Origin of the sequence: Cupriavidus sp. WKF15 (assembly GCF_029278605.1) — a bacterium.
GTDB lineage: Bacteria > Pseudomonadota > Gammaproteobacteria > Burkholderiales > Burkholderiaceae > Cupriavidus.
Genome location: NZ_CP119573.1, coordinates 249,698 through 269,946, shown reverse-complemented (window position 1 = coordinate 269,946; position 20,249 = coordinate 249,698). Strand labels below are relative to the sequence as shown.

Sequence of the window (20,249 nt, the reverse complement as noted above, 5' to 3'; positions counted from 1 at the left end):
GCGACGAGGTGGCGGAAGTCTTGGCGATTCCGGCAATCGGCCTGGCCATCCGTGTGCTTCAGGCGGCGCATGATATGCCGCGCGGACAGGCCGCGTGAAAGTTTTCGTAACCATGCCGCAGGTGCGCTGCTGTCAACCGGCATCCCGCCCGCCACGTAAGATGGCCATGTCCCTGCATCGCAAGACAAGGAGCCAGGCATGATCCCTGGGCGGCAGACGATTCCTGCCAGAGCCGGCATCCGCGGCGTGCTGGCCACGCTGCTGGCCGCGGCCGGCATGCTGGCGCTGGTGTCCTGCGCGCAGCAGCCTGCGGCCACGTCGGGCCCGCTCGGCGCGGCGGACCTCCATTGGCTTAATACCGTGAGCTTTGGTGCCGACCAGGCCAGCATCGCCCGGCTGCGCGAGCTGGGCCGCAAGCGCTACCTCGAAGAGCAACTGCGCATGCCGGCCGCCGACCCGCCCGCGGTGGCCACCGCCGTTGCCGCGCTGCCAAACCTGCAGGGCACCGCTGCCGAGCGTACGCGCGCGGCGCGCGAGGAACGCCAGCGCATCGCCGACCTGTCCGACGAGATGGCCAGGCAGCAGGCCCGCGAAGCGCTCAACCGGCAGGGGCGCGAGGCGATCGCCGACACCAGCCGCCGGCACCTGCTGCGCGCGCTGTATTCGCCGGCCCAGCTGCGCGAACAGATGACCTGGTTCTGGATGAACCACTTCAGCGTCTATGGTGCCAAGGGGCAGGTGCGCTGGTCTTTGCCCGACTATGAAGAACGTACCATCCGGCCGCGCGCGCTTGGCAGGTTCAGCGACCTGGTGCTGGCCACCGTGACCGCGCCGGCCATGCTGGAGTACCTGGACAACACGCAGAGCAGTGTCAACCGCGTCAACGAAAACTACGCACGCGAGCTGATGGAGCTGCATACGCTGGGCGTGTCGGGCGGGCCCAGCGGCTCGCGCTACACCCAGCAGGACGTGCAGGAGCTGGCGCGCGTGCTGACGGGCTTCGGCATCAACGCGCGCGGCGAGCCGCCGCGGCTCGCTCCGGCGCGCGCGGGGCTGTACCGCGGCGACGGGCTGTTCGAATTCAACCCGAACCGGCACGACTTTGGAGCCAAGACGCTGCTCGGCCAGCGCATCGAGCCGGCCGGGTTTGACGAGGCCGCGCGCGCCGTCGCGATCCTGACGCGCGAGCCGGCCACGGCCCGCTTCATCAGCGCGAAGCTTGCCGCCTATTTCGTGGCGGACAACCCGCCGGCCTCGCTGGTCGATCGCATGGCCGCCACCTTCAGGCGTACCGATGGCGACATTGCCGCGGTGCTGACGACGATGTTCCTGTCGCCCGAGCTCGACCGCGTGCTGGACGCGCCAGGCCGCAAGTTCCGGGACCCGATGGCCTTCGTGATGGCGTCGATGCGGCTGGCCTACGACGGCCGCACCGTCAGCAACCTGCGGCCGGTCATGAACTGGCTGAACCAGCTTGGCGAGCCGCTCTACGGGCATGTCACGCCGGACGGCTACCCGGCGGCGGAAAGCGCCTGGGCGAGTTCCGGGCAGATGGTCAAGCGCTTCGAGATCGCGCGCGCCATCGGCTCGGGCCCGGCGGGGCTGTTTGCGGGCGATGCCAATATCCCGCCGGGGCCCGCGCGCTTTCCCGTGGTTGCCGGCAAGGCCTACTACGACACCATCGAGGCGACATTGGGTCCGCAGACGCGCGCGTCGCTTGCGCAGGCGGAAACACAGGCCGAATGGAACACGCTGCTGCTCAGCTCGCCCGAATGGATGCAACGCTGATCCATCGGGGCGACGCACACGACGCGAGGACTTCGAGATGAAACGTCGGGAATGGCTCAAGACAATGGGCAGTGCCGGCCTGGCGCTGGCCTTGCCCGCGGTGGTGTCGCGCGTCTATGCGCTGCCGGCGCAGGCGGACGCGCGCTTCCTGCTGGTGTTCCTGCGCGGCGCCTATGACGCCGCCAGCGTGCTGGTGCCCGCCGGCAGCGATTTCTACTACGCCTCGCGGCCCAATATCGCCATCCGGCGGCCGGTGCCCGCTGGTGCCGAACGCGATCCCGCGGCGGCCATCGCGCTGGCGCCGGCCTTTGCGGCCGATAGTGGCCGCCGCGGCATCGGCGACTGGGCGCTGCACCCGGCCCTGGCCGACACCGTGCTGCCACTGTGGAACCAGCAGCAGCTCGCCTTTGTGCCGTTTGCCGGCACCCACGACATGTCGCGCAGCCACTTCGAGACCCAGGACAGCATCGAATCCGGCGCGTCGGGCACCGGCGATGACCGCCATGAAGCGGCGTCACAGCGGGCGTCGCTGCGCGGCAGTGGCTTCCTGAACCGGCTGGCGCAGTCGATGGGCGGGCGCGCGGCGCCGGTGGCCTTCACCGATGGCTTGCCCCTGGTGCTGTCCGGCAGCCAGGACGTGCCCAATGTCTCGCTCAAGGGGACGGGCCGTACGCCGTTCGACGCGCGGCAGACACACGCGCTCGCGCAGATGTACCGCGGCACGCGCTTCGAGTCGCTGATCGACGAAGGATTCGAACTGCGCCAGACCGTAGCCGAGCAGGCGCAGGCGATGCAGGCCCGCGCCGTCGTGGCGGGCGCGATGGACAGCGCGGCCGCGCGCATGCAGGACATGCAGGCGGCCAACCGCCGTTCCCTGAGCGCGCGTGGCTTCGAGGTCGAGGCGCGCCGCATGGCGGGGCTGATGCGCGACAAGTTCAACCTCGGCTTCGTCGACGTCGGTGGCTGGGATACGCACTCCGGTCAGGGGGCCGCGCAGGGCCAGCTGGCGAACCTGCTCGACAATCTCGGACGCGGGCTTGCCGGGTTTGCACAGGAGATGGGGCCGACGTGGGGCAAGACCACCGTGGTGGTGGTGTCGGAATTCGGCCGCACGTTTCGCGAGAACGGGTCGCGTGGCACCGACCACGGCCACGGTACGGTCTACTGGGTCGCCGGCGGCGCCGTGCGCGGCGGCCGCATCGCCGGCGAACAGGTGGCCGTTGAGCCGGGCACGCTCAACCAGAATCGCGACTACCCGGTGCTCAATGAGTACCGCGCCATGCTGGGTGGGATATTCCGCCGGCTGTACGGCCTGGACGATGCGCGGTTGGCGCAGGTGTTTCCCGGGGGAGGGACGGCGGATCTTGGGCTGGTTTAGCGCGGCGTTCGCCTGACAGGACGCGATCTGGCCGACCGTCCTGCGACGTGCGATCATCCGGTTGAGCTGGCCGGCACGGCAAGACTCGTCAGAGCTGGCGATGCTATTGGTGAGTGGAATGCGAGCAATGGCCCCGATCGCTAACACCGAAGACCGCTATGGTCTTGTCGCCATCGTGCTTCACTGGTCAATGGCCCTTCTGATGATCGGGCTTGCGGCCCTGGGGTTTTACATGGCCGCACTTCCGGATGCGGGCTTCGACACGAAGAAGATCACGCTGATTCTCTATCACAAGGAGTTCGGACTGCTGGCCTTCGTCATCTTCGCATTGCGCCTGGGCTGGCGTGTCACCCAGGTGCTCCCGAAGCTCGTCGAGCATCTGCCCGAATGGCAAATGGTAGCCGCCCGCTTTGTCCATCTTTGCTTCTATGGCCTGATGTTCGCCATGCCGATGACAGGCTGGCTGATGTCGTCGGCCGCCGGCATCCCGGTTTCGTTCTTTGGGCTTTTTACACTGCCCGATTTCATTCACCGCAACGACCATCTGTTCGGCCTGTTCATCGAACTCCACAAATGGCTGGGATACGCGCTCGTTCTCTTGCTAGCCGTCCATATGGGTGCCGCCCTGCGGCACCATATCGTGTTCAAGGATGACACCCTGCGCAGAATGCTCCCTTAGAACCGGGGTCCCGGTTGTCAGTGCGCATTCTCGATCACGAGTCTGGAAAGCTCCCGCAACAGTCTTCCCATCGCCTCATTCGCCGCCACGACTCCCGCGTAGGGCGTTCGTTCGGCGAGTGGCACCTGCACCGAAAGCTCTTTTGCCGTGATGAGCCGGTTGGTCGCCTCCTGCCGGAGATCGAAGCGCGCCGTGAGCCGCAGCACCGCGGGATCCGATGTGAAATCCTGATCCAGTTCGACGATCTCTGTGTGAAGCACGAAGGTATGCCGACCCGAATGGGGAGGAGACAGGACCGCGCTGAAGTAGTGGGTGCGCCGAAGTGTTTCCATGATCAACGGCTGCATCATCTGCGCAGGTGTGTCTACCCATTCGTTCTGGCTGAAGTAGGCGATCTGATACTTCCGGGTGGTATAGGCCATGCGGGACGTGGCATAGGCCGGTGCGGCCTCCGGAGCGAGCACCAATAGCGTCGCGGGATGCGTCCGCTCGGCGGGAAGGTCATCCGGGATGGTGCTCACGGCGTATTTTTTTGTGTCGATGTCTACCGGCGTGAACAAGGTGCATCCGGAAAGTGAAGCGATGCACAGTGCGGCAATTGCCGCGGCCCGCGTCATCGCTTCTCTCCCGGCCCGGGCGACGGCGCCGTGCCGCGGATCAGGATTGACGGGTCGCGGTTGATCCGGTTCGTGACGGCCGTGAGGGAATTCGACAGGTTATCGAGGTCGGCGAGCACCCTGTAGGATTCGGGCAGAACCTGCCCCTGAAGCGTCAGCACCGTTTGTTGGGTCGATTCCATGAGCGGCCCGATCCGATGGCTGGCACGCTCGGTATTGGCCACGATGGCATCGAGCTTCCTGGTATCTTCCGCCATCGCCTGAGTGATTTTCTGCAGACTATCGGCGGATTGCTTCAGCGATGCGATGGTCCGCTCGTCGAGAATCGATGTGAGCAGCGCGGTAACGGCCTGGAAATTGTCGTTGACCTGGCTGATGGCTGTATCGAGCGTCACGACTTTCGACGGCGCCGCCGGGATGGCGGGATAACGGTCGCCGGGTCGTGCGACCGCTTGCCCGGAATCGGCGCCGACGTTTTCGAGCGCAATGAACACGTATCCGGTGAATCCTCGTGTTGCCAGTCCGCGCGAAGTAATCGTAGCCACGGTCGCCGCAGTCACCGGGGCGGTCTTGTCGAGGGATACGAGGATGTCCACTGTCTGCGCGTTGACGAGCTTGACGCTATCGACTTTCCCCACTTCGATGCCGTGGAATTCAACTGGCGCGTCGGCCATGAGCCCGGAGACGGGCTCCCGGGTATAGACATGGTAAGTCGCGTATCGGCTGCTGGAGAGCAAGTACCAGGTGGCTGCGGCGATCGTCGCGACAAGCAGGCACGCCGCGAAGAGGAGCTTTGCCTTCATGTCGATGCCAGGTTTCATGGCGAAGTCCTCCAGGCAGACAAGGTGGGTGGATCACCCCGCGGAATCCCGGTTCGCCAGAACGCTCAGCGGGTGTTCCCTTGCGGCCCTGGCGGCGGGGAAGTGGGCTTGTAGTCGGCCGGTGGCGTCGCGGGCGGCGCCGCGAGCGTCGGCCCGTAGACCGGGACCCGGTGTCCGCTGGCGTACATGCACTGAATATAGGCAACGTCGTACAGGTGCTGCGCACTGTCGCCTGAGCCGCCCGAATAGCCGGTACTGACCGCTGAACTGTTCGCTGCCGCCGCGCCTGAGGCTGGATGCGAACCCACGCCTCCGACCTGGCCCAGCGCGAACTGGCGGCAGTTGTGGTCATCCTCGACAAATTGGGCAAGCGTCTTGTTGCTGCCAGGGAGCGCTACCACGCTGGGGCCCGACGGCATTACCGTACAGGCGGCCACAAGCAGCATGGCCGCCGTCACGAGAGGAACGGAACGCGGCGTCATCGGTACCCCGGCGTCAGGACGAGGGCTGGGCAGGCACCGTCTGCCAGCCGCCCGGGCAAGTCTTGACATACGGGTAATAGCCACTTGGCTGGTCGCAGCGATACCACCACGCGTTCGCCGATGCACCGTCTGACACATCGCCCTTTTCGATGTACTGCGCGGGGGGCGCGTAGTAACCGTAGTAGTCGGGGTATGGCCAGCCGCCATAGTACGGGTATCCCCACCAGCCCGGCCAGCCGGCGCCTACCACGAAGAAGGCGTGGCCATGCCCATGGTGAAAGCCATCATGGTGGAAGCCATCGTGACCGTGAAAGCTGCCGCCACGCATACCCCCGCGCATACCCCCGTGCATGCCGCCACCACCACCACCACGGCCGGCGGCCAGCGTCTGACCGCCGGCGGCCATCGCCGCCCCTGCCACGAATGCCAGGGCGATCTTGTAAAACCGGCGTCCGTCCATGATGTTTCCCCGCACCGCTGCCGGACGGCCGGGTCACGCGGGCCCCGTACCGCCCGTCACTTCTGTGTCGTCTGATTGCCTGAATACCCCGTACAACGTATCTCCGACCCCGTCCGCGCCCGGCCGGTGGGGCTTGCGCCCTCATCTTATAGACAGTTGAAAGGCCGGATTTATTCCATCTACCGGTTCGGGCTCTGCATCTATTTAGCCTCCGCAGTGGCCGCACCGTTTGGGAGAGACTTCTCCGCGGTTCCTGAAGGGCGTTTCGCCTGATGTGCTCGGCCCGGCTCATTCCCCGAGAAAGTTTTTCTTATCTCGGCCAAGGAAAGATTTCATGTCGGGGTGCCCGGAGGTTCCGGATAGAGTTGTGTACTCGGACGGAATAAAGCAACGTCACATGGCGCCCGATGTGAAAGCGTCTGGCGTCGCCGGCGCCGCGTGATCGATTTACCCGCCGAGACCTCTTTTCATCCCAATCGTTCTCGTCCGCTGGGGAGCAGTGTATGTCTGCCCCACGGGCTTTACAGCCGATCTGTTGGCGGATGTCGCATGGTTTGCCGACAGGAACAGGCGCGTCGGTGCCGGTCCTGGTGTCTGCCGCAGAGACCTCAGGTCACGGCGTCGCCGCAGTGTTCCTGAATGGACTTTTCTGAACCGAGTTTTGCAGCAGTTCTTCTCTAGCGGAGGGCAGCATGGACGCAGGAAAGAAGTTGGCTCACGCCCGTGAAGTGGGCGTCAAGACGGGCGTGGTGCTGCAAAAGCGCCTGAAGCATGCGCAGGAGGCGTTCAGTCATCGCGTGCAGGAAGCGATGGCCGCAGAGGCGACGACGCCCGCTGCCTGGATCGCTCCCGCGGATCCGATGAACTGCTATGCCTACGCGGTCGACAGCATGCAGCGTGCCATCCTGTTCTGGGACACGATCAGGCAGCGTGGCAACAACTTTGTCGAGAATGCGGTCCAGGGCCTCAAGCCGGTCCTGCACTTCGATTACGAAACCGTGCTGGATGGCCGCAGCTTCGCCCGCCCGGTCAACTATGCGCTGCTGAGGATTACACCGCCAGCGGGCGTTACCATCGACAACGGCCGCCGTCCCTACGTCATCATCGATCCGCGTGCCGGCCACGGCCCGGGAATCGGCGGCTTCAAGGATGACTCCCAGGTCGGCGTGGCATTGCGCGCGGGCCACCCGGTCTACTTTGTCATCTTCTTTCGTGACCCGGAGCCGGGGCAAACGCTGCTGGACGTATGCGAGGCCGAGCAGCAATTCATCAGGAAGGTGCGTGCATTGCATCCTGATAGTGAAAAGCCCGCCATCATCGGCAATTGCCAGGGAGGCTGGGCCGCCATGATGCTCGCCGCATCGGATCCGGACGACACCGGGCCCATTGTCATCAACGGCGCGCCGATGTCTTACTGGGGCGGCGCCTGGAGCGAAGGCGAAGGTGACAACCCGATGCGCTACTCGGGTGGCCTGCTCGGCGGGACCTGGCTGTCGTCCCTGACGGCTGACCTGGGCAACGGCAAGTTCGATGGTGCCTGGCTGGTGCAGAATTTCGAGAACCTGAATCCGGCCAACAGCTTGTGGGACAAGTACTACAACCTGTACCGCAAGGCCGATACCGAGCCGCCGCGCTTCCTGGAGTTCGAACACTGGTGGGGCGGCTACTACCTGATGAACCGCGAAGAGATCGAATGGATCACGCGCAACCTCTTCGTGGGCAACAAGCTGTGGAGCGGGGACGTCAAGGATGCCGGCGGAAAGGGCTTCGATCTGCGCGACATCAAGGCTCCCATCGTGCTGTTTGCCTCGATGGGGGACAACATCACTCCGCCGCAACAGGCATTCAACTGGGTGGTGGATGTCTATGGCAGCACTGAAGAGATCAAGGCCCGGGGGCAGGTCATCGTCGGGATGATGCACCAGGACATCGGCCACCTCGGCATCTTCGTCTCCGGTAAGGTCGCGCAGAAGGAGCATGCGCAGATTGTTTCCGTGCTGCGAAGCATCGAGTTGTTGCCTCCGGGGCTCTACGGCATGGTGATCCACGAGCGCAAGTCCAATGGCGGCGTCGAGTATGAGGTCGAGTTCCGCGAACATTCGCTCGAAGAGATCGCGCAAAGGCTCAACCGCTTCGAGCGCGCTGACGAGAAGCCGTTCGAAGCCGTCGCTGCGCTGTCCGAATTCAACCAGCGTGCCTATGAACTCTTCGCCCAGCCGTTCGTGCAGGCCATGTCGAACGAGGCGACGGCACGGATGCTGCGCGAGTTCCATCCGCTGCGGATGCAGAACTGGGCGTTCTCGGACATGAACCCGTGGATGGCCTGGCTGGGTACCGCCGCCAATGCGGTCAAGGCGAACCGGCAGGCGCTGGACGCCGACCATCCGCTGCGCAAGCGTGAGCAGGCCGGCGCGGAGATGCTCAGCGCGGGCCTCGACGCCTATCGTGCCGTGCGCGATGCCATGACGGAAGCCACCTTCTTCAATCTGTACGCGAACATGCTCTCGTTGATTCCGCAGGAGAAGACGTCGCATGCCGGTCGGCCAGCGGTTACCGAGCCACGGGAACTGCCGGAGGTCAAGGCAGCGCTCGCATCGATCGAGCAGGGCGGCTACGCCGAGGCACTTGCCCGGATGGCCTGCCTGCTCAAACGGCAGGGCGAGCCGTTGCCGCTGTCGAGGCTCGAGTTGCGCAAGGAGCTGGTGACGGACTACGCGGAACTGCTGCCGGAATTACTGCCAGAAGCATGGCGCCGGATTCGTGGCCAGCAGGAGCTCATCACCTTGTACGCACCGGAGCAGGCGCTTCAGACGCTGCCGCTCCTTCTGCGCGACAGCGCCGATCGCGAGCGCCTGCAGGCACTCGCCGAGAAGCTCAGGGCTGACGAGCGGGTGCTCGGCAGCCAGCCGACCCCCGAACAGGCCGCGATGCTCGAGCGTATCCGTTCGGTCCTGTCGGTCAAGCCCGAGCGCCCGCGCCGCAACGCGGTGCCACTGGCGCGGGCGTCCTAATGCCGTGTACCGGCCCTTGACAGGAAACCCGCAGCAACCTGGTGACACAGGAGAAAGACCGTGAATGCCAAACACGAGAAGTACCAGCGTCTGATCGACTACTGCAAGTCTCTTCCGCCCACACCCACCGCGGTCGCCCATCCTTGCGACCGGAGTTCGCTGGAGGGCGCGGTCGAGGCGGCGCGCCTGGGCCTGATTGCGCCGATCCTGGTCGGGCCTCGCGAGCGCATCGAGGAGGCCGCCGGTGCCAGCGAGATCGATATCAGCCCGTATCCCCTCGTCGATGCCGAGCACAGCCACGCCGCCGCTGCCGCCGCGGTGCGCCTGGTTCGCGAAGGCAAGGCCGAGGCCCTGATGAAGGGCAGCCTGCATACCGACGAACTGATGGGGGCCGTGGTCAGGAGTGACAGCGGCTTGCGCACGGCCCGGCGGATCAGCCACTGCTTCGTGATGGATGTGCCCGGCCACGAGGACGCGTTGATCATCACTGACGCCGCGGTCAACATCGCACCGACGCTGGAGGAGAAGGCGGATATCCTCCAGAACGCTATTGACCTGGCGCATGCGCTTCAGGTCGGCGAAGTACGGGTTGCGATCCTGTCGGCCATGGAAACGGTCAATCCCAAGGTACCGTCCACCATCGAGGCGGCCGCGCTGTGCAAGATGGTCGACCGACACCAGATAACCGGTGCGGTGGTCGACGGGCCGCTTGCGCTGGACAACGCCATCAACCTGGACGCCGCGCGCATCAAGAAGATCGACTCACCGGTGGCCGGGCGCGCCAACGTGCTGCTGGTACCGGACCTGGATGCCGGCAATATGCTCGCCAAGAGCCTGACATTCCTGGCCGGTGCCGATGCCGCGGGCATCGTGCTGGGCGCGCGGGTACCCATCATCCTGACCAGCCGCGCCGATGCAGTCATGACGCGCCTGGCGTCATGCGCGGTGGCGGCGCTGGTGGCGAAAGCGCGCCGGGAATCCGGTCAGGTACAGGGGTGACGACATGGCCGATGTGATCCTTGTACTGAACGCAGGTTCGTCGAGCCTGAAGTACTGCGCATATGATGCGCAGGGTGCCGCACTCAAGCTGGTACTGCGCGGCAGTCTCGACGGCCTTTACACATCGCCGAGCTTTCGCGCCTCGGACGCCTCGGGCACGGAAGTCGAGGCCAGGCAGTGGGGCGACGGGACCGAGCTGGGACATGGCGGTGCCGTTGCCTTCCTCGCGGACTTCCTGCGAGGTCACGGAGAAGGCCATACGCTGGTTGGGGTCGGGCACCGCGTGGTGCACGGCGGCGTACGCTTCGCGCAGCCGGAAAAAGTAAGCGCAGAACTCCTGTCAGAGCTGGATACGCTTTGCCCCCTGGCACCCCTGCACCAGCCGCACAACCTCAAGCCGATCCGGATTCTCGCCGAACGGCGCCCGGAACTGCCGCAGGTGGCCTGCTTCGACACCGCGTTCCACCGGGCGCAGCCAGAAATCGCCCAGGCCTTTGCGCTGCCGGCTTCGATGACCGAGCGCGGCATTCGTCGCTACGGCTTTCACGGTCTTTCCTACGAGTACATCGCCAGCGTCCTCCCCGGTATTGACGCCCGGGCTGGGGCCGGCCGCACCGTAGTGGCCCACCTTGGCAATGGCAGCAGCATGTGCGCACTCGTGGCCGGACGCAGCGTGGCCAGCACGATGGGGTTCACGGCGGTCGACGGCTTGCCGATGGGCACGCGTTGCGGCAGCCTCGATCCGGGCGTGATCCTGTACCTGATCAGCGAGCTCGGCATGGACGCTCGCGACATCGAGGACCTCGTCTACCGCAAGTCCGGCCTGCTCGGCGTCTCCGGCATCTCGAGCGATATGCGCGTGCTGCTCGCCAGCGACGATGCGCGCGCGCGCCTTGCCGTAGAGCTGTATACGTACCGGATCGGACGCGAGCTTGGGTCGCTGGCCGCGGCCGCGCAGGGGCTCGATGCACTGGTCTTCACCGCGGGGATTGGCGAGCATGCCGCCCTGATCCGCGAACGCGTGTGCCGTCAGGCGGCCTGGCTGGGGGTAACAGTCGATCCTGCGGCCAATGACAGTGGCGCCACGCGCATCAGCGAGGCATCCGGACGGGTTGCGGTATGGGTGATCCCGACGGATGAAGAATTGATGATTGCCAGGCATACGAAGGCATTGATCGACGCGGGGGCGTGATGAAGACCATCTATCTTCAAAGGGGGGCGAGATGACAGTCCAGATACAACAGCCGGTCCTGGCCGACAAAAAGGCCCTGGTTTGCGGCATCGCGAATGAGCACTCCATCGCCTACGGCTGTGCCAAGGCCTTTCACGACCTGGGCGCCGAAGTTGCGATCACCTATGCCAATGACAAGACCAGGCAGTATGTGGAGCCCGTGGCGCAGGAGCTCGAGGCGCCGATCTTCCTGCCGCTCGACGTTTCCAGCGAGGCCGAGATGGAAGCGCTGTTCAAGGAGATCGAGGACAAGTGGGGCAAGCTGGACATCCTGTTGCACTCGGTAGCCTGGGCGCCGAAAGACGACCTCCAGGGGGGACTGCTTAATTGTTCAGCCGAAGGGTTCGCCAAGGCGATGGATGTTTCCTGCCATTCCTTCGTCCGGATGGCGCGGCTGGCTGCGCCGCTGATGCGGGACGGCGGCACGATGTTCACGATGAGCTACTACGGTGCCAACAAGGTCGTGCCCAACTACAACGTCATGGGGCCGGTGAAAGCTGCGCTTGAGGCGGCCTCGCGCTACCTGGCTTATGAACTGGGGCCCCAGGGAATACGTGTGCATGCGATATCGCCCGGCCCGCTCAAGACCCGGGCCGCATCGGGCCTGAAGGATTTTGACCTGATGCTCGCCGATGCTGCGCAGCGCGCACCGTTGGGCGAGCTGGTCGACATCATGGATGTCGGATTCACCTGCGCATTTCTTGCCACCCCCTATGCCCGCCGGCTGTCGGGCGAGACGTTGTATGTCGATGGCGGGGTGAATATCATGGGTTAGTTCCAGGGCGGCGGACGGTCAACGAAGCGGCGCATGCCTTGCCCGAACGCATTGGGCATGGCGTAAAAGCCTCCACTGCCGTCCCGCCTCGCGCCCAGGTAATACGCAGTTGCTAGACTCGGTAATTATGCGAGAACTTCTTTTTCGCACCCTGCTGTACCGTTACTTCTTCTTTGACTGGCTGTACAAGGACGCCAGCAGTGGCAATCTGCTGGAACGCTCCGCCGCCTGGCGCTTCAACCAGAGGCACGCGCACTGGCTGCTGACCTATATGCGGCGCTGGTTCTGGTGCGGGATTTTCTTCTTTGCCATGGGCGGAGCGGTCGAACAGATGCTGAGCGCCCCTGGCCTGTCAGCGATCTTCTACGTGCCCGGCGTGCTCATCGTGCCGGTCAATGTGGTGATCGGTGTGCTGTGGGTCGGCCTGAAAACACTTCCTGGACCGCTGTGAGTCATTGCCGGCGAGATCGCTGGCGCCAAATGTCAAGCTTGCCGCAGGCAATGCAAAGCGCAGTGGCGAATTCTTGCCTACATTGACGGCACAGCAAGCAATTTGACCTGGATCCCGGCCGATCGACCCGATCGCGCACGCCAGGTGATTCAGGAAAGACCCGAGCATGCGCAAATCCCTAGTCGTGGCCCGCGAGATCTTGTCGGCACTGCGCGTCAAGATCCCCTGTTGCTTGCGCCAGTGGCTTCACCACCGGCATGGCAAGGCAACAAGGCGGGCGGCGAACGCACCGCTCGCCGGGATGGGGACACCGCGAAGCGACCGGGAATTTGCCGAGGCCGCCATCCGGTCGTGCCGGACGCTTTGGTAGCCGGATGTCATTGCCCCCGCTTGCAATCATGCCGGAAGGTCAGCTTCGGCAAATTCAACCGGAAGCCTCCCGCAAGGACAGGCCGCCCCACACCGATGTACCGGAGAGACAGCCATGTCCGCAAGATTTCTGAATCCGACCTCGCTGAACACATTGCGCGGCTATCTGCCAGGCATGGTCATCAGCGCAGTAGTGACCATCGCAGCCATGTCGCTTGCCGACCATTACCACGCGCCGGTGATGCTGTTCGCGTTGCTGCTGGGCATGGCGCTGAATTTCCTGTCCAAGGAGCCATCCAGCGCTGCCGGCATTGACTTCAGTGCCAAGCAGGTGCTTCGGCTGGGCGTGGCTTTGCTGGGATTGCGCATCACCGCCTCGCAGGTCGCCGCGCTCGGCTGGCACTCCGTTGCCATGGTGGTGCTTGCGGTCGGCCTGACCATCCTGTGCGGCATCGTGCTGGCGCGGCTGATGGGGTTCCAGACCTTCTTCGGCTTGCTCACCGGCGGGGCCGTTGCCATCTGCGGCGCCTCCGCGGCGCTGGCCCTCGCCGCGGCCATGCCGCAGCATCCGTTGAAGGAGCGCGCGACGCTGTTCACGGTGATCTCGGTCAGCACGCTATCGACGGTAGCCATGGTGCTTTACCCGATGCTTGCGCAAGTGCTGGCGCTGCCGGCATTGCAGGCCGGTGCCTTTATCGGGGGCACCATCCATGATGTGGCGCAGGTCGTGGGTGCCGGTTACAGCATCTCGCACGAAGCCGGCGACGCGGCCACGCTGATCAAGCTGATGCGCGTGGCCATGCTGCTGCCCGTGATTGCGTTGGCAGCCTGGCTGTCGCAGCGGCATCAGCGCGCACAGGGGGAAGCCGGCACGGGCAAGCGCCCGCCGTTGCTGCCGTGGTTCGCGGTGGCGTTTGCGGTGCTGGTGGCGATCAACAGCACCGGCTGGTTGCCGGCGGCACTGGTCAAGGCGGGACAGTTCGCCTCGCAATGGTGCCTGGTCATGGCCATGGTATCCATCGGCATGAAGACGCACCTCAAGGACATCCTGTCCGTAGGCTGGAAGCCGGTGGCGCTGATGGTGCTGGAGACGCTGTTCCTGGCTGTCCTGTTCTACGGCATGCTGGTCGTGGTGCGGTTCTAGGGGTCTAGTCATCCGCGCCGGCAAGGCCGGAAAGCCACAGCGCCCCACGGTGCTGTGGCGATCGTCGCGTCAGAACCTGTGGCGCAGCCCGATCACCGCGCCAATCTGGTTCTCCCTGGCGCCGACTTGCTCGGTTGGCCCCGACAGCGCCGTCGCATACGGATTCAGTGACGGGCCGAAGCCCGTCAGTCCCATGGCCGGGCCGTTGCGGCTGCGGGCGAAGCCAAGCACGGTATAGACATCGGTGCGCTTGGACCAGGCATAGGACCCGGTCAGCATGAAACTGTACGGATCGCCCGAATTGCCGGCGGCATCGTTGTAGTAGGCCGCGCCGCCCAGCTGGATCGCCGGCGTGACCTGGTATTGCACGCCAAGCCAGTACAGGTTGCTGCGCAGCGCAACGGTGCTGAAGCTGTCATACGACCAGCGGTAGCCGGCGACGGCCCGGGCCGGGCCCAGTGCATAGGCTGCGCCGACGCTGGCGCGGTTGGCCTGAGTCGTGTTGCCTAAGTCGGCATAGGTGCCGCTTTCCATCGCGACGTAGGTCTTCAGGCCGGTGCCAGGTTCTTTTCCATCGCGCAAGCCCCAGCGCGCGGCCGGGAGGTCTGTCGAATATTCGCGCATGACGTAGCGGCCGCCCGCGCCGGTGGCGGGCACGCTGGCTACGTGCTCCATACCGGCATCGAGGATGCTGTACGGCGTGGTGCTGGCTTGCGCATGGGCGGTGACAGGCAGCACCGATAGTGCGGCCAGGCAGGCTAGGCGGATCTTCATGTTCGGGCCCCCTCGTCATGTGGATCTCACGCATCCCTGCAACGGCAGGGGTGCCTGGTGGCCACGATCGGGCCACAGGTGCTATGACGCAGAAGTTCGTCCGCGCTGACCGTCTGTTTTCGCACACGCCATGCGCAAGGCGTCTACGCACGCCCGGTAAGCCAGTCTCAGCCCAGGCAGCCCATGCCGTACTGCAGCGCACGCAACGCATCTGCGTGCTCGCGGTAGCGGTCGGCGTAGCTCCAGTACTCGGTGGTCTGCATGGCGCGCTCAGTTGCCCGTACGCGGTAGTCGATGACGAGGCACTGGTTCCAGAACGCGTTCTGGCTGCGCAGGTCCATCTCCTCCTCCCGTTCGCGCCAGGCCTGGCTCTGGGCGGCCGCTTGCATGCGCATGTCCGACGCTGCGCGGTCGGCCTTCTGGTTCTTCGCGATGCCGGGGACCGTCATCACATGCGATCGCATGGTGCCCGTGACATTGCGGTAGCCCGCCGGGCAGGACGCCGATGTGTAGAGCGTTTCGCTGCCGTTCTGGCATTTGGTGACAGCCTGCGCCACGCCGCTGGCCGCCAGCAGCACCATCATCACGGCAAGATGTCTGGACATGGCCGTGCCCTCCCGCGAACAACGATGGATTCAATGTAGGCAGCGAAGGGCGCTGTTGCCAGGGCGGGTCTGCCTCCGGGGCGGGCAGCGGAAACGGCGAGCCGCGTTCGGTTCACATCCGGGGTCACCATCCGGGGTGACATCTCCGACGCGCGCCGCCGCATGGATGTTCAGCCGGGGGTGGCGGGAGGGGCAGGAGCGGCCGGTGCCGCTGCCGGCGGTGCCGCAGGGGGCTGGGCCGGCGCGGCGGAAGGTGCGGGTGCCGTGACGGTCGCTGGGTCGGGCGACTCCGGGGGCGCCTGTTCCGGTGCGGCGACGACGACTTCGCCGCGATCGAGCGCCATGCCGGCCGCGGCGTCCGAGGCTTCCATGGCCGCGGCCGCTTGCGCCGGTGGCTGCGGCGTGACGTCCGCTTCCGGCGGCGGCAGCGCCGGGCGGCGCGGCGCGGGGCGTGTGTCGGGCGACGCTGTCCCGCCGAACAGGCGCGTGAACCATCCGCGCACCTGCGTGGCCAGTGCACTGAAGATGCTGGACTCCTGCTCCTCGGCGAAGCGCGCGCGGCCATCGATGATGCGCGTGCGCAGCGAGCGCTGATAGAAGTCCCCGATGATCGGCAGGGCGCTATGGGCGCCCTGTCCCCAGTAGTCGCTGCGCAGCGTGACGCGGCTGTCGTTGAAGCCGACCCATGCGCCGGCCACCAGTTCGGGGTGCATCAGGATGAACCAGCCGTCGGCATTGTCTTGCGTGGTGCCGGTCTTGCCGGCTACGTCGGCGCGGATGCCGAAGCGCGAGCGGATGCTGGCCCCGGTGCCGCGGTCGATCACGTCGCGCATCACGTCGAGCAGGGTCTGCGTGGTGGCCGCGGGCAGGGCGCGCTCTGCCCGCGCCGGCTGGAATTCCTGCAGGATCTTGCCGTCGCGGTCTTCGATGCGCGTCACCATGGTGGGCGCGATGTATTCGCCCGCGTTGGCGATGGTGGCGTAGGACGCCACCATTTCCTTGAGGGTGACCGGGCTCGTGCCCAGCGCCAGTGACGGCACCGTGTCGAGCTTGCTGTCGCGCACACCCATCGCGCGCGCTAGCCTGGCCACGCGCGCAGGGCCGACTTCCTGCATGAGCTGGGCCGTGATGGTGTTGCGCGAATAGACCAGGCCGTCGCGCAGCGTCATGGCGCGGCCGCTCGGGCGGCCTTCGTCGGTCGGGCGCCAGACTTCGCCGCCGGCGAGCTGGATCTCGACTGGCTGGTCCACCAGCGTGTCGTCGGGCGTCTTGCCCTGCTCGAAAGCGGCGCCATAGACAAAGGGCTTGAACGTGGAGCCCGGCTGGCGGCGCGCGCTCTGCACGTGGTCGAACGCGTCCTGCGTGTAGTCGCGGCTGCCGACCCAGGCGCGGATCTGCCCGCTGCGCGGATCGATGGCGATGAAGCCGGCCTGGATGCGCGTCTTCTGCTGGCGCAGCGCATGCATGAACGACGCATCGGCAAGCAGGTGCCTGAGCGCGTCTTCGGGCGGCGCGCCGGCGGCCACGGCGGTGCGGTACTCGGGCGTTTCGCGCACGAAGGCCTGGACCAGATCCTTGCTGGCGGCCCAGCCGGCGCGCGGCGCCCAGGCGGCATTGGCGATCGACTGCAGCCGGTTGCCCTGCGCGGTGACGGCCTGCGTGGCCAGCGCCTGCAGGCGTGCGTCGATGGTGGTGTGCACGACCAGGCCATCGGCATAGATGTCATAGCCGTTGCGGTCGGCCCAGCCGATCAGCCACTTGCGCAGCTGCTGGGCAAAGTGCGGCGCCGGGCCCGGCGGCTCGGTCTGACGTTCGAAGTCGATGCGCAGCGGCCGCTTCTTCAACTGCTCGAAGCGTACGGCGTCGAGCCGGCCGCGCTTGACCATCTGCGCCAGCACCGTGTTGCGCCGCTCGAGCGCGCGCTCGGGGTTCAGCACCGGGTTGTAGTAGCTGTTGCCCTTGAGCATGCCGATCAGCGTGGCGCTCTGCAACACGTCGAGCGAGCGGGCCGACTTGTCGAAGTACGTGCGCGCGGCCATCTCGATGCCGTACGCGTTGTACAGGAACGGCACGGTGTTCAGGTAGGTCTCGAGGATCTGGTCCTTGGTGTACAGGGCCTCGATCTTGAATGCAGTGATCGCTTCCTTGAGCTTGCGCGTCATGGTCGGCGCGCGGCCGATCTCGTCCGGGTACAGGTTGCGCGCGAGCTGCTGCGTGATGGTGGAACCGCCCTGGCGGTCGCCGGAGAAGGTGTGCAGCGCCGCCGAGGCGGTACGCCGCCAGTCCAGCCCATGGTGCTGGTAGAAGCGGTGGTCTTCGGTGGCGATCAGGGCGTCGACCACCGAGGGCGAGATCTCCGACAGCTTCACCCACTCGCGGTTGGCCCACTTGAAGACGGCCAGTTCCTTGCCGTCCGAAGACAGCACCTGCGCGGGACGTTCGAACCTGGCCTTGCGGATATCGCTGATGCCCGGCGTGAACGGGATCAGCACCAGTACATAGAGCAGGAACGCCGCCGGCAAGGCGGCCACGCCAAGCAGCGCCTGCCGGCGGGTGGGGCGCCGCAGCGATGGCAGGGACTTGAGGCGCTGCACCGGTTGCAATCGAGCCCAGGCCTGGGCAAGCGGCGGGACGAGCAGGGACTTGATCTTGTCCAGCCTCATGACGCAACCACGATCATCGCAAGGCGGGGGCACAGGACAGCGCAGGGCACTCGGAACACCGGTCTTCGAAAAGACTGAATCCTACCAAAACGTTACGGCTCGCATCGAGGTGCCTGATAGAAAAGCGAAGTTCAGGGCACTGTTAGTTCGGCATTGTGGCCATTGCGTCATAAAGCCTTCATATCTGCTCGCCACAACGCGCAGGCCTCCGGGGGTGGCCGGGCATGCCACGCGTCCCGGGCCGTTCCGGGCAGGTTCCTACCGCAGAACGATAAGTCACGCCGCTGATGGCACTTCGACCGCGGTCTTCAGTTCCAGCAGGGCATGGTCCCACTGCTTCGCGATGACTTCGAGCGAGCGGCGCGCCAGCTCAACTTGCGCAGGCTCGACTTGCCAGAGCCGTTCGCGTCCCACCTTGACGTCATGCACCAGGCCGGCTTCGGCCAGTACGAGCAAGTGTTTGGTGACCGCCTGCCGAGTCATGGCACTGCCCGCGGTGAGCTGGGCAATGGACATCGCCCCGCCCCCGCCCAGCGCCACGACCAGCCTCAGGCGGGTTTCATCGCCGAGCGCGGCAAAGATCGAGGCGCGCACCCGCAAGTCGGGCAGGGCCTCAAGCGGCGTTGTCGACATGGCTGGCAATGTTGCGCATCTGCTCGTCCCAGCCGCCGCTGTTCATGCGGAACGCTTCCAGGCGCCGTTGTGGCGGGATCTGGTCGAAACCGGATTCGACGACAGTCAGCCGTGTGCCGTTCTCCGCAGGCTTCAGTTCGAATACCACGAGCGTGGTGGGCTCGTTCGAGTAGTCACGGCCGGGTTCGACGGCCGCGGGATGCCAGCGCCATGACAGCAGCCGCTGCGGTTCCATCTGCTCGATCTGGATGTCGAAGGGGACGTGCTCGTATCCGGGGTAGGTCACATGGCCCAGCGCGCGCGTGCCGGGTGCGAAGACGACGCCGCTGTCAAACTTCACGCCAAACCAGCTACCAAAGGTTTCGGCGTCGGCAAGCGCATGCCAGATGCGGGCGACAGGTGCCTTGATCAGAATGCTGCGTTCGATTCGGTCCGTGGAGGACGTGGAGGATGTCATGTCTGGTCCCCTGAATGAGGTTACATGCAACTGCATGGTTGCATATTAGGGAACCAAAGGACAAAGCGCAACCAGATGGTTGCGCTTTGTATCTCATCAGGCCGCTAGCTTCAGCGTGGCGAGCGCGCGCCGGCCCGCGGCAAGTTGCTGTGCCACTTCGGCAACGCGTGCGCCCAGTTGCTCGGCGGTACGCAGGTCTGCCAGCGGCGGCACCACGTCGGCGCTCTCATCGGCGTTGGACTGCGCCGCAGCGCCGAGGAAGAAGCCGTGGCGATTCAGCGAATCCTCGGTCGACTTGGAGTTGTTGTGGCCCGGAGGCAGGCCCAGATTCACCCAGTGCATGCCGTGCTGGGCGGCAAAAATCGAGATCTGCTGCAGCGTGGCGAGCTTGTCGCCCGAACGCGATGCCGCATTGGTAAATCCGGCCGCCACCTTGTTCGCCCACTTGCCGCCCTTGGCAAAGACATTGCGCGAGGTTGCGTCCATGAAGCCCTTGAACTGGGCCGAGGCGCTGCCCATGTAGGTCGGCGCGCCGAAGATGATGCCGTCGACCTGCTCAAGCGTATCCCAGTGCTGGTCGATCTCATCGACGCTGATCAGCAGGCTTTCCACGCCTTCCACGCTGCCGGCGCCGCGCGCAACAGCCTGGGCCTGCTTGGCGGTGTGGCCATAGCCGCTGTGATAGACGATGGCGACGCGGGTTTGATCGATGCTCATGGTGTCTTGCCTCACTCAATAAACAAATGGATTGAATCTGATTTGACGGCGATGTTGCAAACTGTATGCTGCCGTTGAGAGAAGTCTAGGCACGTGGCGAAGGCCTATGGTGGATCAGATGGAAAGGAATTATTGAAAATATTTGATGAACTGTGGCCGGATCGGGAAAAGGGCCTTCACGTCCCTTCGCGGCAT

General features: G+C 65.3%; 19 protein-coding genes. 9 read left to right on the top strand and 10 right to left on the bottom strand.

Annotation, left to right across the window (positions count from 1 at the left end):
• The first annotated feature begins 276 nt into the window (after positions 1-276).
• The 3 genes from CupriaWKF_RS18550 (at position 277) to CupriaWKF_RS18540 (ending at position 3,845) form a co-directional block, all read left to right on the top strand.
• Positions 277-1,788: a DUF1800 domain-containing protein gene (locus CupriaWKF_RS18550; protein ID WP_276103310.1), complete on the top strand. Its 1,512-nt coding sequence runs from the start codon at positions 277-279 to the stop codon at positions 1,786-1,788.
• A gap of 37 nt (positions 1,789-1,825) precedes the next feature.
• The gene (locus CupriaWKF_RS18545) at positions 1,826-3,166 is read left to right on the top strand and encodes a DUF1501 domain-containing protein (RefSeq protein ID WP_276102232.1); all 1,341 of its coding nucleotides are present in this window, start codon (positions 1,826-1,828) and stop codon (positions 3,164-3,166) included.
• 127 nt (positions 3,167-3,293) lie between these two features.
• Complete coding sequence (locus tag CupriaWKF_RS18540; RefSeq protein WP_276102231.1) at positions 3,294-3,845, top strand: cytochrome b; 552 nt, start codon at positions 3,294-3,296, stop codon at positions 3,843-3,845.
• Positions 3,846-3,862: 17 nt separating this feature from the next.
• Here CupriaWKF_RS18540 and CupriaWKF_RS18535 read toward each other — a convergent pair whose 3' ends face one another.
• The 4 genes from CupriaWKF_RS18535 to CupriaWKF_RS18520 all read right to left on the bottom strand — a co-directional run bounded on the left by CupriaWKF_RS18535 (position 3,863) and on the right by CupriaWKF_RS18520 (position 6,225).
• Positions 3,863-4,462, bottom strand: coding sequence for an ABC-type transport auxiliary lipoprotein family protein (locus tag CupriaWKF_RS18535; RefSeq protein WP_276102230.1), 600 nt, complete (start codon positions 4,460-4,462; stop codon positions 3,863-3,865).
• On the bottom strand, positions 4,459-5,283 hold the full coding sequence (locus CupriaWKF_RS18530) for an MlaD family protein (RefSeq protein WP_276102229.1): 825 nt from the start codon (positions 5,281-5,283) through the stop codon (positions 4,459-4,461). The genes CupriaWKF_RS18535 and CupriaWKF_RS18530 overlap by 4 nt, the downstream gene beginning before the upstream one ends.
• 65 nt (positions 5,284-5,348) lie before the next feature.
• A complete protein-coding gene (locus CupriaWKF_RS18525) occupies positions 5,349-5,765 on the bottom strand; it encodes a glycine zipper family protein (protein ID WP_276102228.1) in 417 nt (138 codons plus the stop codon).
• A gap of 13 nt (positions 5,766-5,778) precedes the next feature.
• Positions 5,779-6,225, bottom strand: a complete 447-nt coding sequence (locus tag CupriaWKF_RS18520; RefSeq protein WP_276102227.1) for a hypothetical protein — start codon at positions 6,223-6,225, stop codon at positions 5,779-5,781.
• Between the two features lie 692 nt (positions 6,226-6,917).
• Between CupriaWKF_RS18520 and CupriaWKF_RS18515 the strand changes: the two genes are divergently transcribed.
• The 6 genes from CupriaWKF_RS18515 to CupriaWKF_RS18490 all read left to right on the top strand — a co-directional run bounded on the left by CupriaWKF_RS18515 (position 6,918) and on the right by CupriaWKF_RS18490 (position 14,205).
• Positions 6,918-9,236 (top strand): DUF3141 domain-containing protein, encoded by a 2,319-nt coding sequence (locus CupriaWKF_RS18515; RefSeq protein WP_276102226.1) that lies wholly within the window; start codon positions 6,918-6,920, stop codon positions 9,234-9,236.
• Between the two features lie 60 nt (positions 9,237-9,296).
• Positions 9,297-10,235 carry a phosphate acetyltransferase gene (locus CupriaWKF_RS18510; RefSeq protein ID WP_276102225.1) on the top strand — a complete coding sequence of 313 codons (939 nt, stop codon included), beginning with the start codon at positions 9,297-9,299 and terminating at the stop codon, positions 10,233-10,235.
• A 4-nt stretch (positions 10,236-10,239) separates the two neighbouring features.
• The gene (locus CupriaWKF_RS18505; protein ID WP_276102224.1) at positions 10,240-11,427 is read left to right on the top strand and encodes an acetate/propionate family kinase; all 1,188 of its coding nucleotides are present in this window, start codon (positions 10,240-10,242) and stop codon (positions 11,425-11,427) included.
• Positions 11,428-11,458: 31 nt separating this feature from the next.
• Positions 11,459-12,241: an enoyl-ACP reductase FabI gene (gene fabI, locus CupriaWKF_RS18500; RefSeq protein ID WP_276102223.1), complete on the top strand. Its 783-nt coding sequence runs from the start codon at positions 11,459-11,461 to the stop codon at positions 12,239-12,241.
• 127 nt (positions 12,242-12,368) lie between these two features.
• Positions 12,369-12,692, top strand: a complete 324-nt coding sequence (locus CupriaWKF_RS18495) for a hypothetical protein (protein ID WP_276103309.1) — start codon at positions 12,369-12,371, stop codon at positions 12,690-12,692.
• A 484-nt stretch (positions 12,693-13,176) separates the two neighbouring features.
• Positions 13,177-14,205, top strand: coding sequence for a YeiH family protein (locus tag CupriaWKF_RS18490; RefSeq protein WP_276102221.1), 1,029 nt, complete (start codon positions 13,177-13,179; stop codon positions 14,203-14,205).
• A gap of 69 nt (positions 14,206-14,274) precedes the next feature.
• Here the strand turns inward: CupriaWKF_RS18490 and CupriaWKF_RS18485 are convergent, their stop codons facing one another.
• The 6 genes from CupriaWKF_RS18485 to CupriaWKF_RS18460 all read right to left on the bottom strand — a co-directional run bounded on the left by CupriaWKF_RS18485 (position 14,275) and on the right by CupriaWKF_RS18460 (position 20,054).
• Positions 14,275-14,979: a porin gene (locus CupriaWKF_RS18485; RefSeq protein ID WP_276102220.1), complete on the bottom strand. Its 705-nt coding sequence runs from the start codon at positions 14,977-14,979 to the stop codon at positions 14,275-14,277.
• A 167-nt stretch (positions 14,980-15,146) separates the two neighbouring features.
• Positions 15,147-15,584, bottom strand: coding sequence for a hypothetical protein (locus tag CupriaWKF_RS18480; RefSeq protein WP_276102219.1), 438 nt, complete (start codon positions 15,582-15,584; stop codon positions 15,147-15,149).
• A gap of 170 nt (positions 15,585-15,754) precedes the next feature.
• Positions 15,755-18,247, bottom strand: a complete 2,493-nt coding sequence (locus tag CupriaWKF_RS18475; protein WP_276102218.1) for a transglycosylase domain-containing protein — start codon at positions 18,245-18,247, stop codon at positions 15,755-15,757.
• Between the two features lie 276 nt (positions 18,248-18,523).
• Positions 18,524-18,880: a metalloregulator ArsR/SmtB family transcription factor gene (locus tag CupriaWKF_RS18470; RefSeq protein ID WP_276102217.1), complete on the bottom strand. Its 357-nt coding sequence runs from the start codon at positions 18,878-18,880 to the stop codon at positions 18,524-18,526.
• A complete protein-coding gene (locus CupriaWKF_RS18465) occupies positions 18,861-19,337 on the bottom strand; it encodes an SRPBCC family protein (protein ID WP_276102216.1) in 477 nt (158 codons plus the stop codon). The genes CupriaWKF_RS18470 and CupriaWKF_RS18465 overlap by 20 nt, the downstream gene beginning before the upstream one ends.
• Positions 19,338-19,433: 96 nt before the next feature.
• A complete protein-coding gene (locus CupriaWKF_RS18460) occupies positions 19,434-20,054 on the bottom strand; it encodes a flavodoxin family protein (protein WP_276102215.1) in 621 nt (206 codons plus the stop codon).
• Positions 20,055-20,249: the final 195 nt, after the last annotated feature.

Excerpts from the sequence above, each read along its gene's own strand:
- CupriaWKF_RS18505 (WP_276102224.1), top strand. The coding sequence starts at position 10,240 with ATGGCCGATGTGATCCTTGTACTGAACGCAGGTTCGTCGAGCCTGAAG.
- CupriaWKF_RS18490 (WP_276102221.1), top strand. The coding sequence starts at position 13,177 with ATGTCCGCAAGATTTCTGAATCCGACCTCGCTGAACACATTGCGCGGC.
- CupriaWKF_RS18520 (WP_276102227.1), bottom strand. The coding sequence starts at position 6,225 with ATGGACGGACGCCGGTTTTACAAGATCGCCCTGGCATTCGTGGCAGGG.
- CupriaWKF_RS18465 (WP_276102216.1), bottom strand. The coding sequence starts at position 19,337 with ATGACATCCTCCACGTCCTCCACGGACCGAATCGAACGCAGCATTCTG.
- CupriaWKF_RS18480 (WP_276102219.1), bottom strand. The coding sequence starts at position 15,584 with ATGTCCAGACATCTTGCCGTGATGATGGTGCTGCTGGCGGCCAGCGGC.
- fabI (WP_276102223.1), top strand. The coding sequence starts at position 11,459 with ATGACAGTCCAGATACAACAGCCGGTCCTGGCCGACAAAAAGGCCCTG.
- CupriaWKF_RS18530 (WP_276102229.1), bottom strand. The coding sequence starts at position 5,283 with ATGAAACCTGGCATCGACATGAAGGCAAAGCTCCTCTTCGCGGCGTGC.
- CupriaWKF_RS18495 (WP_276103309.1), top strand. The coding sequence starts at position 12,369 with ATGCGAGAACTTCTTTTTCGCACCCTGCTGTACCGTTACTTCTTCTTT.
- CupriaWKF_RS18515 (WP_276102226.1), top strand. The coding sequence starts at position 6,918 with ATGGACGCAGGAAAGAAGTTGGCTCACGCCCGTGAAGTGGGCGTCAAG.
- CupriaWKF_RS18540 (WP_276102231.1), top strand. The coding sequence starts at position 3,294 with ATGGCCCCGATCGCTAACACCGAAGACCGCTATGGTCTTGTCGCCATC.
- CupriaWKF_RS18460 (WP_276102215.1), bottom strand. The coding sequence starts at position 20,054 with ATGAGCATCGATCAAACCCGCGTCGCCATCGTCTATCACAGCGGCTAT.
- CupriaWKF_RS18485 (WP_276102220.1), bottom strand. The coding sequence starts at position 14,979 with ATGAAGATCCGCCTAGCCTGCCTGGCCGCACTATCGGTGCTGCCTGTC.
- CupriaWKF_RS18470 (WP_276102217.1), bottom strand. The coding sequence starts at position 18,880 with ATGTCGACAACGCCGCTTGAGGCCCTGCCCGACTTGCGGGTGCGCGCC.
- CupriaWKF_RS18545 (WP_276102232.1), top strand. The coding sequence starts at position 1,826 with ATGAAACGTCGGGAATGGCTCAAGACAATGGGCAGTGCCGGCCTGGCG.
- CupriaWKF_RS18525 (WP_276102228.1), bottom strand. The coding sequence starts at position 5,765 with ATGACGCCGCGTTCCGTTCCTCTCGTGACGGCGGCCATGCTGCTTGTG.
- CupriaWKF_RS18535 (WP_276102230.1), bottom strand. The coding sequence starts at position 4,462 with ATGACGCGGGCCGCGGCAATTGCCGCACTGTGCATCGCTTCACTTTCC.
- CupriaWKF_RS18475 (WP_276102218.1), bottom strand. The coding sequence starts at position 18,247 with ATGAGGCTGGACAAGATCAAGTCCCTGCTCGTCCCGCCGCTTGCCCAG.
- CupriaWKF_RS18550 (WP_276103310.1), top strand. The coding sequence starts at position 277 with ATGCTGGCGCTGGTGTCCTGCGCGCAGCAGCCTGCGGCCACGTCGGGC.